Below are 14,578 nucleotides of genomic sequence, written 5' to 3'. Positions count from 1 at the left end.
ACGAGAGTGCTTCGGCGGGAAGGCGGGCAGCATGGCATCCTTCAGTAGTCTTGGCATCGGATCGGGCCTGGACCTCAACACCTTGCTTGAAGGCCTGGTCAAGGTCGAGCGCCAGCCGATCACGCTGCTGCAGAAGCAGCAGTCCGGGCTGAAATCGCAACTCTCCGCCATCGGGCAGGTCAAGAGTGCGTTGTCGTCCCTGCAAAGCGCGTCAGACGCGCTCAAAACGACGGCAAGCTTTGCCGCATTCAAGGCAACTTCTTCCGATTCATCGGTGGCATCGGCAACAGCTTCCACTGGCGCGGTTGGTGGCTCATACGACGTTGAAGTCACCCAACTGGCGCAAGCGCAAAAGCTCAAGTTCGCGTTTGATGCCGGCAAGACTTTCTCCGGCACCATGAACCTGGAACTCGGCAAGCCGATCACGACAGGTGATGGCTTCGCCGAAACAAAGTCGGCCTCGATTTCGGTCGAGGGCCTCTCGCTCGCCGGCGTACGCGACGCGGTTAACGCAGCCGGGCTCGGCATCACCGCTACGATCGTCAACGACGGTTCAGGCACGACCCCGTTCAAATTGATCCTGACCTCGCAACAGGGCGGCGCGGACAACCAGATACGCTCGACCGGGGTGGCTGATCTTGCCTTCGGCTATAGCGGCACGTCGGTCGCAGCGGGCGACGCGTCAAAGGTCATCACGTCCGCGCAGAACGCGCAATTCAGCATCGACGGCATCGCAATGGAGCGTTCGTCGAACAAGGTGAGCGACGCAATCGACGGCATCACCCTGAATCTCGCGAAGGAAACAACCGGAACACCGGTCAAGATCAGCATCGACAAAGACGCCGATGCGGTCGCAACCAAGATCAACGCTTTCGTCAAGGCCTACAACGACCTCAACAAGGTGTTGCGGGACACCTCGTCATACAACGCCGACACCAAAGTTGCCGGTGCACTCAATGGCGACTTCTCTGTTCGTACAGTTCAGGAGCGCATGCGCTCGGCCGCCATCGGCTCAGTGGCTGGTTCGCCGGGTGGATTCGGTCGTCTGCCCGATGTAGGCATCAGCTTCGAAGCTGACGGAACACTCAAAGTGGACTCCGACAAACTCAAGGCTGCAATTGCAGACCCCGCCAAAGACATCTCGAAGCTCTTCACCGGCATTACCGGAACAGAGGGCATTGCCACCCGGGTATCAAGCGCAGCGGCTGCACTGCTGAACACAGAAGGTGTAATCACCACGCGCACCGATGGCATCAACAAGACGATCAGCGCGCTCGACAAGCGAATCGGGGAAGTGGAAGCGCGTGTGGCAATCGTTGAAGAACGCTATCGCCGGCAATTCACGGCACTCGACACAACGATAGGGCAGATGAATGTCACCAGCGCCTATCTGCAACAACAACTAGCCCGCCTGCCCAAGTAGGCCGGGCATATAAACGGAACGAACAGAGGATGTATCCCACCATGCAATCACCCGCCAGTGCATACAGCCGCGTCGGCCTCGAATCGAACGTCGCTGCGTCCAACCCGCATCTGCTGATCGTCATGCTCTTCGACGGCGCCATCCTCAACGTCAACAGCGCGGCGATCTCGATATCGCATGCGGATGTCGCCGGCAAAGGCATGGCGATCTCCAAGGCGATCGAGATCATCACCAGCGGCCTCAAAGCAAGCCTGGACATGAGTGCCGGCGGCGAGCTCGCTCAGCGCCTAGCCGCTCTTTACGACTACATGGTCTCGCGCCTGCTGTACGCGAACATGCACAACAGCGAAGCTGCGCTCAAGGAAGTCGCAGGCTTGCTGCTCGAGATCAAAGGTGCCTGGGAAGCCATTCGCGACCAGGCGAGCGCCGCCTGACGGAGCCCAGCATGAGCACCCTTGCCCTCTACGAGAACATGAGCGGACTTTCGGCACAAATGGCGGTCGCCGCGCGCGAGAACGACTGGGATCGCGTCAGCGCGCTCGAAGCCCAGATCACGCAGTTGCGCAACGATCTGCTCAATGCCGATTCGCTTGATCGCCCCGCTCCGCTCATGTCCGACACCGAGCGCCGCAAGAAGGCAGACCTGATCAAGCGAATCCTTGCCGATGACCGTGAGGTCCGTCGCCACACCGAGCCCTGGATGGACAGTGTGCGCACGATGCTTGGCGGCGCTTCCCGCGGGCGTGCGATGCGGGCGGCGTACAGCGTCGTCGCTGAGTAAGTCTGTCCGGTCGCCGGATCGCGGCGGTGAACCATGATCCCGACCGACCTTTCAATCCGCATCAAGAACCTGCTCGACCTCCCGCTTCCGGAGGTCGGCAAGACCGCGCCGGTTCGCGAGATCCTGCCCGATCTCTCGCCCGGCCAACGCTTTACCGCACAAGTCACCCAAGCCCTGCCCGACGGCACTTTTCGCGCAATCGTCGCCGGGCGAACGCTGACCCTATCGCTCCCGAAGTCGGTCAAGAACGGTGACGTGCTTGAGCTTGTCGTCACGCGAGCCACCCCCGAGGCGGTGTTCGCCCGTTCTGCTGAGGCCGCAGCCCAACAACAACCGGCCGCAACACTCTCCACCACCGGGCGCCTGATCAGCCATTTGCTCACCGGCCGCGAGGGCAATGCGCAGCCAGCGCCGCTCAACGCCGGCGCACCACTCTTGCCAGAACCGCCGAAATCGGGCGCCGCCCTCGCGCCGCTCTTGCAGCGGGCGGTGAGCGGCAGCGGTATGTTCTACGAAGCCCATCAAGCCCAATGGGTCGAGGGAAAGTTCCCCTTCGCGCAACTCCTCGCAGAGCCGCAGGCCAAGCTGCTGCAATCGCTGGCGCCCAAACCACAGGCACAGCCCAATGCGATAACGCCTGCCCCGTCCGAAGAAGCCGAAGCCACGCCACAGGCAGAGCGCCCATCTACCGCCACGGCAAAACCCGAGCTCAGTGCCGCAGGGCAAGCAGGCAAAGCAGCCTTGGCCGAGATTGCCGACCAGGCGGCCGCAAAGTCCAGCGCAGGGCAAACGAGCGAACGCGCGATGCTCGCGCAGCTTGTGCCACGAGAAATCGCGCCCCTGGTGCTGAATCAGCTGGAATCACTGGTGAATCAGCAGCTGAGCTGGCAAGGCCAGGTCTGGCCCGGCCAAACGATGGAATGGCACATCGAGCAACCGCCGGACGACGCGCACGGGCGCGGTGCACAAGGCGACGAGATGCAGTGGCGCACCTCGCTCAAGGTGACGCTGCCCTCACTCGGCGGTGTGGAGGCGCGGCTCTACCTCACCTCCAGCGGCGTCGCGATCCGATTTGCCGCAGAAGACGAAAGCACCGTCGCTCGGCTTAACGCGGCCTTGCCGGCCTTGGGCACTTCGCTCGATGCGGTGGGCATCCCCTTGACCGGCGCGGCGGTGGCACATGAAACCATCAGCTGAACAAGGCAATTCCGCCCGCGCGCAGGCAGTTGCAATCGCCTACGAAACCGGCGACACCGCCCCGAAGGTAGTCGCCAAGGGGCGCGGATTGGTGGCCCAGGAAATTATCGAGCGCGCCAAAGAAGCCGGGGTCTTTGTGCATGAGTCGCCCGAGCTGGTCTCACTCCTGATGGATGTGGATCTCGACGCTCAAGTGCCGCCCCAGCTCTACATCGCCGTGGCCGAATTGCTTGCCTGGCTTTACCGGGTGGAGAAGCGCGAAGCCCCTGCGCCCTGACAAGGGGCGACCATAGCCGCGTGGTATATTCGGCAGCCCGATCGCGCCACCGGAAGCCGTGCTGTGTCGAATACTGATCCCGTCCGTTTTGAGCTCCTCGCAGCTGACAACGAGTACAGCCAGTATCTTGTGCGCGATCCGCGCGAGATTCGCTTCGTGATGAAACAGCTTGCCGCGAAGCGATCGCTCATTTCGGCTTACCCCGACACATCGCCGCATTTTGGCCTGACCAGCATCATCGTCCCGGACGCGAACAACAATGAGTTGGTGCTCGATGTCGCCGCCGATCCCGACATCAACGCCGCGCTTACGGCCGCCGAAAGCGTCAACTGCATCACCCAGCTTGATCGGGTGAAGGTGCAGTTCCAGCTGGTGTCGATGCGCCCGATCACGCACGGCGGCGCGCCGGCTTTTGCGGCCCCTCTGCCTGATGTTTTGCTGCGCCTGCAGCGGCGCGAATACTTCCGCCTGCTGGCACCGGTGTCGCACACGATGTCGTGCTTCATCCCCTTACCCGGTGGCGCTGGTTTTCACGAAGCCCGGGTGCTGGATATCTCTGGCGGCGGGCTCGCCATCGTTGCACCACCGATCGATGCGAAACTCCATCCGGACATGGAGATCCCGAATTGCCGGCTTGAGATCCCCGACACCGCGCCAATTCAAACCACCTTGCGCGTACGCAACATCTTCAGGGTTACGCAACGCAACGGCAGCGAGTTGCTGCGGGCCGGCTGTCAGTTTGTCGGCCTGACGCCCGCCAACGAAAACGTCATCCACCGCTACATCCTGAAAGTTGAACGCGATCGCGCCTCACGCGTCTCGCAATAAATCACCATGACCGAAACCATGCCTTCCACCGGGGGGCGCAGTGCCCATCATTACGCCTGGCTCTCAATCGCGGCGGCCATCGCCACCATTTCGCTCAAGCTGGGTGCCTGGTGGGTGACCGGTTCGGTGGGCCTGCTTTCCGACGCGCTGGAGTCGGTCGTGAACCTCGCCGGCGCAGGCTTCGCCCTTTGGATGCTGCTGATTGCAAGCACCCCGCCTGACGACAAACACCCCTGGGGCCACAGCAAGGCAGAGTACTTCTCAAGCGGGTTCGAAGGCACGCTGATCTTCATCGCATCGCTCGCAATCGCGGCGACCGCCATCCCCCGCCTGCTCAATCCGCAACCCATCGGCAGCCTGGATATCGGCCTAGCGCTCTCGGTACTGAGCACGCTGATCAATTTCGCCACCGCGCAAACACTGTTCCGCGCTGCGCGGCGCCTGCACTCGGTTGCGCTGGAAGCCGACGCCCGCCACCTGATGACCGATGTGTGGACCACGGTAGGCGTGCTCGCCGGCATCGGCATGGTCGCGCTGACCGGCTGGCACTGGCTTGACCCGGTCATCGCCTTGCTCGTTGCAGGCCACATCCTCAAGGAGGGCGCCCACCTGATGCAGGGCGCAGTAGGTGGCCTGATGGACGAAGCAATGGATCCGCAAGAGCAAGCGCTCGCAGTGTCGATCCTGGATGGGTTCGGTACTCGCGGCGCGCAATGGCAAAACCTGCGTACCCGCCGGGCCGGCCGTGAGCGTTTTCTGCACCTTGATTTGCTGGTCCCGCCCGACTGGACGGTCGACCACGCGCATCACCTGGCCGACGAAGTGGAAGCGGCCATCATGGCCGCGATTCCGGGAGCGCATGTCACAACGCATGTCGAGCCCCTGCACCTGAAAGCGGGGCACTGAAGTCTCAGACCCCGCCCCCGGCCGGCCGCACAACGATCAGACCTCAAGATCAATCGAGCGACCGCCCACGGGCGGTGACATTCAGGCGGGTAAGCGCCTATTTGCCCGCCACCGGAATGACAAACTCCACCACCTGACGCCCACTTTCCGAACGCAGCTTGCCCACCTTGCCGGGTAGCAGATAGGGCCGGAAATCGGTGCTTCGATCTCCCGCCGCAAAGTAAAGCCGCCCGGTCTTGCCCGCGAGCGCCTGCGCGGTGAGATAGCTCACCAGTGCATGCTCAAAGGAGTGATAACCACTCTTCCAGTGGTGGATGCGCAGGCTGTTGGGCGGCGCCACGCCATTCTGATCAACCCAGCCATACACCTCGCCGCCGTTGGGCGCTGTCTGCTTCTTCAACCAGAAATCCCAGCTCGACGCTAGACGTTTGCGCAGCTCGGGTCGCTCTAGCGCCATGAAACTGGCCATCTGGTCGAGCTCGGCGTAGATCCACCAGCTCTTGGCCTTATCGATGCCGTAGGCCCGCCAGCCCGAGGCCCATGCCGCGCTGTCGGCGTTCCAGGCTTTGTCGAGAATGGCCAGCCCGCCCTCGCGCCCGAAGCGCTCCAACTCGGCGTCGCCCAACTCACGCCCGGCCAGCATCAGCATCCAGTAGGCCTTGATGGTGTGCCCGAAATCGTTGTGGCGAGCGCCGGCACGGCGGCTCTCCTCACCCCGCTCCAGGGTGCCAAAGAATGTACCGCTGGCCGGATCATGGAATTGCTTGATCAGGGTGTTCGCGACGCGGCGGATGTCTCGATGCCAGACGTCGCGCGCAGCCGGCGGCAGGTAGGGGACCACCAGCAACATGTAGGCATTGAGCTGATCGAGTTGCGCCACCAGTTCCTGCTTGGCCGCCTCCTCCTGCGGGCCGCCTTGCGGCACCCAGCGCAGCATGCCCCAGGCCTCGTCCCAGTAGCGCTCGAAGATGTAGCGCTGATGGGCGATGAGGGCGCGCTCCAGCGCTTCGTCGCGGGTCAGGTAGTACAGCATCGCGATGCCGACCACGGCATAGGATTGGTCCTGCGCGGTGCGCGCCTCAGGCGCTGGCCCGCCGCGCCCCTGCTCGAACCAGGTCGGCGCACCCGCAGCCGGATCCAGCAATGCCAGTGTGCGGCGAGCGCCGGCCTTGGCCAGATCCAGCCAGCGCTGCTCGCCGGTCAGATTGAAGGCAACCCCGTACGCATAGGTCTGCCGCGCCTGCATGCGAACGTAGTCGCGCGCCAGTTCGGGCTTGATCCAGGCTGGCGGCGACTTGAGCTCGTCGCAAGGTGCCTCAAGCACGAACGCGCTGCCGTCATTGCAGCGGAAGGTCGGGAAGTTGCCGACCGGGCGGCCCATCGCTGCGGGCGTCGACCAGAAAGGCAAGAGATCGCGCTGCACATGCTGCAACCACACCTGCCCACCCGGCAATTCGGCGGCCGCAAGTGCCGACGCCCCGAACGCCAGACACAGCAACGCGATGCGAGACAGAACGTTTTTCATGTCGCCTCCATTTAAGAACTGCGATTGCACGGCGGCAAGCCGCATTCGCAAGGCTATCGTGTTCATGCTCGATGGGGCAGTCCCTGATCCGGGGTCATACTGACCTGCGTCTAATCCATGCCTAGCAATTTCGCTACCGGACATAAGCGGGCAGTCGCGGTAAACTTCACGGCATGTACTCACTTGCACGCCCCTTCTTCTTCCTGCTCGACCCTGAGGCAGCCCACGATCTGACAATCTGGAGCCTGCACCACTTCGGCGGATTCATTCCTTCGGTTTGTGGATCGCGCGGCAAGCCCGTCGAAGTCATGGGCCTTAGCTTCCCCAACCGCATCGGCCTTGCTGCGGGGCTCGACAAGAACGGTGAAGCGATTGATGCCTTCGCCAACTTCGGCTTCGGCCATATCGAGATCGGCACCGTCACGCCGCGCCCGCAACCGGGCAACCCCAAACCACGCCTGTTCCGCCTGCCCAAGGCCGAAGGCATCATCAACCGCATGGGCTTCAACAACGCCGGCGTCGACAACCTCGTCGCAAACGTTCGTTCGGCCAAGTTCAAGGGCATCCTTGGCATCAACATCGGCAAGAACTTCGACACCCCCATCGAGAAGGCCGCCGACGACTACCTCGCCTGCCTTGACAAGGTGTATCCGCACGCCAGCTATGTGACGGTCAACATCTCGTCCCCCAACACGAAGAACCTTCGCCAGTTGCAAGGTGCCTCGGAGCTCGACGCCCTGCTTGCCGCCCTCAAGGCACGGCAGGCGCGGCTGGCCGATGAACACGGCCGTTATGTGCCGCTGGCGCTCAAGATCGCGCCGGATGTGCAAAGCGAACAGTTGAGCGAAATGGCGGACGCGCTACGCCGCCATCGCATTGACGGAGTCATCGCCACCAACACGACGCTCTCGCGCGAGGCCGTGGCCGGCCTGCCGCACGCCGACGAAACCGGCGGCCTCTCGGGCGCCCCGCTGCGCACCCGCTCCACCGAAGTGGTCGCAGAACTCGCCAAGCTGCTGGCCGGCGAACTGCCGATCATCGCTGTCGGCGGCGTGTTTTCCGGCAAGGATGCGCTGGAAAAGCTCGATGCTGGCGCCGAACTGGTTCAGCTCTACACCGGCCTGATCTACAAGGGGCCGGGTTTGGCGGCTGAAACAGTGAAGGCGACCGACGCATTCAGCCGCGTCTGAATTCGCCATCCAAGGAAGCACACTCAAGTTCGCGCGCAAGGCCACGCCGCGCGCGGCTTGAGTCCGGCCCCCTGAAACGGCGATAATCCTGCGGTTTCGCCCCCGCCTTCCCCCTGAAAGCCCATGGCGCACTACATCTTCCTGCTGCTTGGCGCGGTGCTGGTCAACAACGTTGTGTTCGTCCGCATCCTCGGGCTGTGCCCTTTCATGGGCGTGTCGAAGAAACTCGACACCGCCATCGGGATGGGCATGGCGACAACCTTCGTGCTGACACTCGGTTGCGGATCGAGCTATCTGATCGATCACTACCTGCTTGCTCCCTTTGACCTGGGCTACCTGCGCACGCTGGCCTTCATCGTGGTCATCGCGGCGATCGTGCAGATGACCGAGTTGGTGATCCAGAAGACCAGCCCGGTTTTGCACCAGGTGCTGGGCATCTACCTTCCCCTGATCACCACAAACTGCGCCGTGCTGGGGATCCCCTTGCTTTCGGTCGCCCTCAAGCACAACTTTCTTGAAGCCCTGCTGTTCGGTTTTGGCAGTGCGGCGGGCTTTTCCCTTGCGCTGGTGCTGTTTGCCGCGATCCGGGAACGGATCGACGGCGCCGACGTGCCCTTGCACTTTCGCGGCACGCCGATTGCGCTGGTGACAGCGGGGCTGATGAGCCTGGCGTTCATGGGTTTTGCCGGGCTGGACCGGTTCAAGTGAGGCTGGCGAAACCATGCTGAGTGCACTTCTGGTGATGGCCGCGCTGGCCGTCGTGATTGGCGGGGCCCTGGGCTATGCCGCCGTGCGCTTCCGTGTCGAAGGCGATCCGCTGGTCGACAAGATCGACGCGATCCTGCCGCAAACGCAGTGTGGCCAGTGCGGCTTCCCGGGGTGCAAGCCCTACGCCACTGCCATCGCTGGCGGCGAAGCCGAGATCAACCAGTGCCCGCCGGGCGGTGAAGAAGGCATCCGCAAGCTGGCGGATCTGCTCGGGCGCGAGTTCAAGCCGCTGAACGCCGAGAACGGGGTTGAAAAACCCAAGTCGGTCGCGGTCATCGACGAAAACACCTGCATTGGCTGCACCTTGTGCATCCAGGCCTGCCCGGTCGATGCCATCGCGGGCGCCGCCAAGCAGATGCACACCGTGGTTGATCCGCTCTGCACCGGCTGCGAACTCTGCATTGCGCCCTGCCCGGTCGACTGCATCACGATGGAACCGGTCGGCGAAACCGTCGACACCTGGAAGTGGCACTACCCCGTCATCCCGATCAAAACGGCCGCCTGATGCTGCAAAAGCTCTTCAAGTTCAACGGTGGCGTGAAGCCAGCCACCAACAAGGCGGCGTCGACACGCGATCCGATCAAGCCGGTGCCGATGCCTCGGCAACTCGTCGTGCCGCTGCACCAGCATGTCGGCGGCACGCCGCATCCACTGGTCGAAGCCGGAGAGCAGGTGCTCAAGGGCCAGCGCATCGGCGCGGCCGACGGCAATGTTTCGAGTGCAATCCATGCCCCGACCTCGGGTCGTGTGCTCGCCATCGAACCGCGAGTGATGGCGCATTCCTCGGGCCTGAGTTCGCTGAGCGTCGTGATCGAACCGGATGGCGAAGACCGCTGGATCGACACCGCCCCGATGCCATGGCGCTCGATGAGCCCGGACGAAATCCGCGACGAATTGCGCGACGCGGGCATCGTCGGCCTGGGTGGTGCGGTCTTCCCCAGCCACCTCAAGCTCAAGCCCGGCAATGAAGGCACCCACACGCTGGTGATCAACGGCGCCGAATGCGAGCCCTTCATCACCTGCGACGACCTCCTGATGCGCGAGCGTGGCGACCAGATCGTACGTGGCGCCCTGATCATGCAGGCAATGCTCAAGGCGCAGCGCGTGCTGGTCGGCATTGAAGACAACAAGCCCGAAGCCATTGCCCAGATGCAAGCGGCGGTGCAGCGCAACGGCACCACCAGCATGCAAGTAATCGCGATCCCGACACGCTATCCGGCCGGCGGCGCGAAGCAGTTGATCCGTGTCCTGACCGGCATCGAGGTACCGCACGGCCGCCGCTCCACCGACTACGGCGTGCAGTGCTTCAACACCGGCACCGCCTACGCGATTGCCGATGCCGTTGAAAAAGGCCGGCCACTGATTTCGCGCATCGTCACTGTCGCCGGCAATGTCGAGCGCCCTGGCAACTACGAGGTGCTGTTCGGCACGCCGATGGATCACCTGGCCGCGCTGGCCGGCATCAAGGCCGACACCGACCGTTTCATCATGGGCGGCCCGATGATGGGCTTTCGCATGCCCGCATATGACGTGCCGGTGGTCAAGGCCACCAACTGCGTGCTGGTCGGCAGCGAGGCGCTGTTCCCCGCGCCGGCGCCGGAGATGGCCTGCATCCGCTGCGGCGAATGTGCCCGCGCCTGCCCGGCCGATCTGCAGCCCTTCGAGCTTTACTGGCATTCGCGCGCCAAGAACTTCGGCAAAGCACAGGAGTACCACCTCTTCGATTGCATCGAATGCGGCTGCTGCGCGTACGTGTGCCCGTCGCACATTCCGCTGGTCGACTACTACCGCTTCGCCAAAAGCGAAGTGTGGGCGCGCGAGCGGCAGAAGGATGCTGCGGATGTTGCGCGCGAGCGCTTTGAGTTCCGCAACGAGCGAATCGAGCGCGAAAAGCGCGAGAAGGCCGAGAAACTGGCTGCAAAAACGGCCGCCAGCCGCGCTGCGGCAAGCAGCGCACCGGGCGCCGAACAAGGCGAGGCTGCGCCCGCTGCGGCAAGCACAGCCGCCGACGATTCCAAGAAGGCGCTGATCGCCGCTGCGATGGCGCGCGCCAAAGCGCAGCGCGATGCCGCCGACCAGGCGGCCGCGCCGGTCGCAACGCCGCCGGCATCCGCCCCAGACAGCGCGCCCGCCACCACGGCCCCCGCTCCGCAAGACCGTTCGATCTGAAGGCCGCGCCCAAGTCATGTCATTGAATTCACCCTACCTTCGCAAACCCACCAGCGTCAGCCGGGTCATGGCAGAGGTTCTGCTCGCGATGGCGCCTGGCATTGCCGTCTACGCATGGTTCTTCGGTGCGGGCATCCTGGTGCAGCTGGCCTTGGCCACCGCCGCCGCGCTTGCCTTCGAAGCGGCATTCCTGCACATGCGGGGCCGCCCGATCAAACCGGCCCTCGCGGATCTGTCCGCGGTGGTCACGGCCTGGCTGATCGCGTTGTCCTTCCCGTCGATCGGCCCATGGTGGTTGATCGTCGTGGCAACCGGCTTCGCAATCATCGTCGCCAAACACCTCTACGGCGGGCTGGGGCAGAACCCCTTCAACCCGGCGATGGTCGCCTACGCGGTGATGATCGTCGCCTTCCCGGCATTGATGTCACAGTGGCCCGGCGCGGGGCAACTGGACGCCAGCGCTCAGCTTGAACTGATTTTCGGCGGCGCACGCGACATCGACGCAATCACCGCTGCAACGCCGCTCGATGCCTTGCGCACCGGCCTGCGCGCGGAAGGTGCAGGCGTCGCAAGCCTGCTCGACGGCGCCGCCTTCGGGCATATCGCCGCGCGCGGTTGGGAATGGGTGACTGCGGCCTTCCTGCTCGGCGGCGTGTATCTGCTTGCACGCCGGATCATCACCTGGCACATCCCGGTAGCGTTTCTTGGCACCCTGGCCCTGCTTGCAACGCTGGCGTCGCTGCTTGCACCGCAAGCCTACCCCGGTGCGCTGTTCTCGCTCTTCTCGGGCGCCGCGATGCTGGGCGCCTTCTTCATCCTCACCGACCCGGTGTCCGGTGCCACCACGCCGCGCGGCAAGCTGATCTACGCGGCGGGCGCCGCACTGATTACCTGGATCATTCGCCATTTCGGCGCCTTCCCTGACGGTGTGGCTTTTGCAACCTTGCTGATGAATCTCTGCGTGCCGCTGATCGACATGAAGACCCAGCCCGCCGTGTTTGGTCACAAGAAGAAGGGCTGAGCAGCGTGACCAAGGAAATCACCGCAAGCGGACTCTCGCTCCGCACCGCAGTCGCCATGCTGGTCTTCTCCCTGGCATTTACGGCACTGATGGCCGGCAGCTACCTGCTCACCCGCGACCGCATTGCCAAGAGTGCTGAAGCGGAAAAGTTGCTGCTGATCGATCAGATCCTGCCGCGCTCGACCTACAACAATGCACTGCTCTCAGACGTGAAGACCCTGCCTGCGACACAGGAGATCGGCCTCGACCAGGGTGGCAACGTCTGGCGCGCCCGCATGGACGGCAAACCCGCGGCACTGGTCATTGAAGCGGCGGCGCCTGACGGCTACTCGGGCCGCATTGAGCTTGTCGTTGCCGTGTCGGCAACCGGCGAAGTGCTCGGCGCTCGGGTCACCCAGCACCGCGAAACGCCGGGGCTTGGCGACTACATCGACCCCCGCAAGGACAAGAACAAGGCAAAGCCCTGGATTTCGCAGTTCGAGCACCGCGGCGCGGAACTGCCCGCATCGGCCTGGACGGTAAAGAAAGACGGCGGCCAGTTTGACTACGCCACCGGGGCAACCATCAGCGCACGCGCGGTTACGCGCGCCGTCGGCCGCGTCGCCGCTTACGCCGCCGCCAACCGCGAATCACTTTTCCGCTAGGAACGCACATGGATCTCCAACATCTGCGCGAGATCGCCCGCGCCGGCATCTGGAAGAACAACACCGGCCTGGTGCAACTCCTGGGTCTGTGCCCGATTCTTGCGGTATCAACCAACCTGATCAACGGCGTCAGTCTTGGCATTGCCACCGCGGTGGTGATGGCGATATCGGGCGGCGTGGTCGCAGCACTGCGCAACCTGATCCCCTACGAGATCCGGATTCCGGTATTCATCCTGATCATTGCCTCACTGGTGACGGTGCTCGATCTCGCCTTCAATGCCTACCTGCACAGCCTCTACCTGGTGCTGGGGATCTTCGTGCCGCTGATCGTGACCAACTGCATCGTCCTCGCGCGGGTTGAAGCCTTTGCGGCCAAGAACGGCGCCCTCTCATCCGCTGTGGATGGCTTTGCGATGGGCGCAGGCCTTGTGTGGCTGCTCGCCCTGCTCGGCGGCGCGCGCGAGCTGATCGGCACCGGCCACATCCTGAACGGCATCGACATGATCATTCCCGGCGCGGAACCGCTGCGCATCCTGCCGGCAGACTATCCGGGCTTTCTCGTCGCGATCCTGCCACCCGGGGCATTCATTGCCCTCGCGCTGCTGATCGCGGGCAAGAGTTGGCTCGACGCACGCGCTGCGCGCAAAGCCGCACAAAGCCCGAAGGACCCGGCAGCGCTTGCAAGCACCTGAGCGATGCCCAGGCTGATGCCCCGAGCCGCCGTGGCGGAAGCCTTCCGCCGCTGGCACGACGCCAACCCGGAACCGACCACCGAACTTGAGTTCGGAAACGGATTCCAGCTGCTGGTGGCGGTTGTGCTCTCAGCACAATCAACCGACAAGGGCGTAAACCTCGCGACCCGCCGCTTGTTCCCCCTTGCGCCCGACGCTGCCGCCATGGCAACGCTGGGGGAAGCCGGCATTGCCGAACAGATCAAGACCATCGGCTTGTATCGGAACAAGGCAAAGAACGTTGCGGCGCTCTCGCGGATGCTGCTTGAGCGGCACGCAGGCGAAGTGCCGTCAGATCGCGAGGCGCTCGAAGCCTTGCCGGGCGTGGGCAGGAAGACCGCCAACGTGGTACTCAACACCTTGTTTCGTCAGCCCACCATGGCCGTCGATACGCACATCTTCCGGGTTGCCAACCGCATGGGGCTGGCGCCGGGCAAAGACGTGATCGAAGTCGAACAGAGCCTGCTGCGGCGAGTCCCCAAGGCCTACCTGCTGGACGCACATCACTGGCTGATCCTGCACGGTCGCTATGTGTGCGTGGCTCGCAAGCCCGCATGTGGCACGTGCATCGTGCGCGACCTGTGCGAATCGCGCGACAAAGCCGCTTGAGTTGCACCGCGCCTCAGGCCCACCCGAACGAATCGAGTCGAACGTGTTCAATCCATCCCGCGATCAGGCCCGCCGCTTTTTCATCGATGCCTGGAAGAAGGCATGCGCCAAGGAAGCGCTGACACCGATCGAACAGATCGCGGCAGAACTGGCGCAACAACACCCGGAATACCACGCACTGCTCGAGGACCCAGAGTCGGCCGAGCGCGATTTCGCGCCCGAGGACGGCCAGATCAATCCCTTCCTGCATCTTTCCCTGCACCTGGCCGTGCATGAGCAGCTGAGCATCGATCAGCCACCGGGTATCCGCGCGGCCTACGATGCGTGCCTTGCCGCAAAGGGCGACCGTCACGCCGCGCTGCACGACGTGATCGAGAGCCTTGGAGAAACGATCTGGCAATCGCAACGCGATGGCTCGCCGCTTGATGCAGTGGCCTACGTCGAAGCGATCCACCGACGCGCACGCAGCACACGCTGAGCAAGAAACACAAAGCCCGGCCGTGACGTGC

General features: G+C 63.7%; 17 protein-coding genes. 16 read left to right on the top strand and 1 reads right to left on the bottom strand.

All coding sequences use genetic code 11. The features are described from left to right. Positions 1-31: 31 nt before the first annotated feature. From fliD to OPU71_RS08405, 7 genes are all read left to right on the top strand, one after another. Positions 32-1,423, top strand: a complete 1,392-nt coding sequence (fliD, locus tag OPU71_RS08435; protein WP_267727289.1) for a flagellar filament capping protein FliD — start codon at positions 32-34, stop codon at positions 1,421-1,423. A 41-nt stretch (positions 1,424-1,464) separates the two neighbouring features. After that, complete coding sequence (fliS, locus tag OPU71_RS08430; RefSeq protein WP_267727285.1) at positions 1,465-1,857, top strand: flagellar export chaperone FliS; 393 nt, start codon at positions 1,465-1,467, stop codon at positions 1,855-1,857. An 11-nt stretch (positions 1,858-1,868) separates the two neighbouring features. Beyond that, complete coding sequence (locus OPU71_RS08425) at positions 1,869-2,204, top strand: flagellar protein FliT (RefSeq protein WP_267727281.1); 336 nt, start codon at positions 1,869-1,871, stop codon at positions 2,202-2,204. Positions 2,205-2,237: 33 nt separating this feature from the next. Further along, entirely contained in the window at positions 2,238-3,401 is a 1,164-nt protein-coding gene (locus OPU71_RS08420; RefSeq protein WP_267727277.1) for a flagellar hook-length control protein FliK, read from the top strand. Further along, complete coding sequence (locus tag OPU71_RS08415; RefSeq protein ID WP_267727274.1) at positions 3,385-3,678, top strand: EscU/YscU/HrcU family type III secretion system export apparatus switch protein; 294 nt, start codon at positions 3,385-3,387, stop codon at positions 3,676-3,678. Before OPU71_RS08420 ends, OPU71_RS08415 begins: the two co-directional genes overlap by 17 nt. Before the next feature lie 63 nt (positions 3,679-3,741). Further along, entirely contained in the window at positions 3,742-4,506 is a 765-nt protein-coding gene (locus tag OPU71_RS08410) for a flagellar brake protein (protein WP_267727271.1), read from the top strand. Positions 4,507-4,512: 6 nt separating this feature from the next. Beyond that, positions 4,513-5,412, top strand: coding sequence for a cation diffusion facilitator family transporter (locus OPU71_RS08405; RefSeq protein ID WP_267727267.1), 900 nt, complete (start codon positions 4,513-4,515; stop codon positions 5,410-5,412). Between the two features lie 97 nt (positions 5,413-5,509). Here OPU71_RS08405 and OPU71_RS08400 read toward each other — a convergent pair whose 3' ends face one another. Continuing rightward, positions 5,510-6,937 carry a hypothetical protein gene (locus tag OPU71_RS08400; protein WP_267727264.1) on the bottom strand — a complete coding sequence of 476 codons (1,428 nt, stop codon included), beginning with the start codon at positions 6,935-6,937 and terminating at the stop codon, positions 5,510-5,512. A gap of 173 nt (positions 6,938-7,110) precedes the next feature. On the opposite strand from OPU71_RS08400, the gene OPU71_RS08395 reads away from it, so the two are divergent. From OPU71_RS08395 to OPU71_RS08355, 9 genes are all read left to right on the top strand, one after another. After that, positions 7,111-8,127: a quinone-dependent dihydroorotate dehydrogenase gene (locus OPU71_RS08395; RefSeq protein WP_267727259.1), complete on the top strand. Its 1,017-nt coding sequence runs from the start codon at positions 7,111-7,113 to the stop codon at positions 8,125-8,127. Between the two features lie 123 nt (positions 8,128-8,250). Then, positions 8,251-8,835, top strand: a complete 585-nt coding sequence (gene rsxA, locus OPU71_RS08390; RefSeq protein WP_267727257.1) for an electron transport complex subunit RsxA — start codon at positions 8,251-8,253, stop codon at positions 8,833-8,835. A 13-nt stretch (positions 8,836-8,848) separates the two neighbouring features. Then, positions 8,849-9,400, top strand: a complete 552-nt coding sequence (gene rsxB / locus OPU71_RS08385) for an electron transport complex subunit RsxB (protein ID WP_267727255.1) — start codon at positions 8,849-8,851, stop codon at positions 9,398-9,400. Continuing rightward, positions 9,400-11,064 (top strand): electron transport complex subunit RsxC, encoded by a 1,665-nt coding sequence (rsxC, locus tag OPU71_RS08380; RefSeq protein WP_267727253.1) that lies wholly within the window; start codon positions 9,400-9,402, stop codon positions 11,062-11,064. The genes rsxB and rsxC overlap by 1 nt, the downstream gene beginning before the upstream one ends. 16 nt (positions 11,065-11,080) lie before the next feature. Next, positions 11,081-12,085 carry an RnfABCDGE type electron transport complex subunit D gene (locus OPU71_RS08375; protein ID WP_267727251.1) on the top strand — a complete coding sequence of 335 codons (1,005 nt, stop codon included), beginning with the start codon at positions 11,081-11,083 and terminating at the stop codon, positions 12,083-12,085. 5 nt (positions 12,086-12,090) lie between these two features. Then, complete coding sequence (rsxG, locus tag OPU71_RS08370) at positions 12,091-12,729, top strand: electron transport complex subunit RsxG (RefSeq protein ID WP_267727249.1); 639 nt, start codon at positions 12,091-12,093, stop codon at positions 12,727-12,729. A gap of 8 nt (positions 12,730-12,737) precedes the next feature. Further along, positions 12,738-13,421 carry an electron transport complex subunit RsxE gene (gene rsxE / locus OPU71_RS08365; RefSeq protein ID WP_267727247.1) on the top strand — a complete coding sequence of 228 codons (684 nt, stop codon included), beginning with the start codon at positions 12,738-12,740 and terminating at the stop codon, positions 13,419-13,421. Positions 13,422-13,436: 15 nt separating this feature from the next. After that, complete coding sequence (nth, locus tag OPU71_RS08360) at positions 13,437-14,069, top strand: endonuclease III (protein ID WP_267727245.1); 633 nt, start codon at positions 13,437-13,439, stop codon at positions 14,067-14,069. A gap of 43 nt (positions 14,070-14,112) precedes the next feature. Beyond that, a complete protein-coding gene (locus tag OPU71_RS08355; RefSeq protein WP_267727243.1) occupies positions 14,113-14,547 on the top strand; it encodes a DUF1841 family protein in 435 nt (144 codons plus the stop codon). Positions 14,548-14,578: the final 31 nt, after the last annotated feature.

Origin of the sequence: Niveibacterium sp. 24ML (assembly GCF_026586805.1) — a bacterium.
Classification (GTDB): Bacteria; Pseudomonadota; Gammaproteobacteria; order Burkholderiales; family Rhodocyclaceae; genus Niveibacterium.
The sequence above is the reverse complement of the archived record's forward strand: the minus strand, read 5'-3'. Positions and strand labels throughout refer to the sequence as shown.

Coding starts and splice junctions, on each gene's coding strand:
- rsxB (WP_267727255.1), top strand. CDS start 8,849: ATGCTGAGTGCACTTCTGGTGATGGCCGCGCTGGCCGTCGTGATTGGC.
- OPU71_RS08415 (WP_267727274.1), top strand. CDS start 3,385: ATGAAACCATCAGCTGAACAAGGCAATTCCGCCCGCGCGCAGGCAGTT.
- rsxC (WP_267727253.1), top strand. CDS start 9,400: ATGCTGCAAAAGCTCTTCAAGTTCAACGGTGGCGTGAAGCCAGCCACC.
- fliD (WP_267727289.1), top strand. CDS start 32: ATGGCATCCTTCAGTAGTCTTGGCATCGGATCGGGCCTGGACCTCAAC.
- OPU71_RS08395 (WP_267727259.1), top strand. CDS start 7,111: ATGTACTCACTTGCACGCCCCTTCTTCTTCCTGCTCGACCCTGAGGCA.
- rsxA (WP_267727257.1), top strand. CDS start 8,251: ATGGCGCACTACATCTTCCTGCTGCTTGGCGCGGTGCTGGTCAACAAC.
- fliS (WP_267727285.1), top strand. CDS start 1,465: ATGCAATCACCCGCCAGTGCATACAGCCGCGTCGGCCTCGAATCGAAC.
- OPU71_RS08425 (WP_267727281.1), top strand. CDS start 1,869: ATGAGCACCCTTGCCCTCTACGAGAACATGAGCGGACTTTCGGCACAA.
- nth (WP_267727245.1), top strand. CDS start 13,437: ATGCCCCGAGCCGCCGTGGCGGAAGCCTTCCGCCGCTGGCACGACGCC.
- OPU71_RS08375 (WP_267727251.1), top strand. CDS start 11,081: ATGTCATTGAATTCACCCTACCTTCGCAAACCCACCAGCGTCAGCCGG.
- rsxE (WP_267727247.1), top strand. CDS start 12,738: ATGGATCTCCAACATCTGCGCGAGATCGCCCGCGCCGGCATCTGGAAG.
- OPU71_RS08400 (WP_267727264.1), bottom strand. CDS start 6,937: ATGAAAAACGTTCTGTCTCGCATCGCGTTGCTGTGTCTGGCGTTCGGG.
- OPU71_RS08420 (WP_267727277.1), top strand. CDS start 2,238: ATGATCCCGACCGACCTTTCAATCCGCATCAAGAACCTGCTCGACCTC.
- OPU71_RS08405 (WP_267727267.1), top strand. CDS start 4,513: ATGACCGAAACCATGCCTTCCACCGGGGGGCGCAGTGCCCATCATTAC.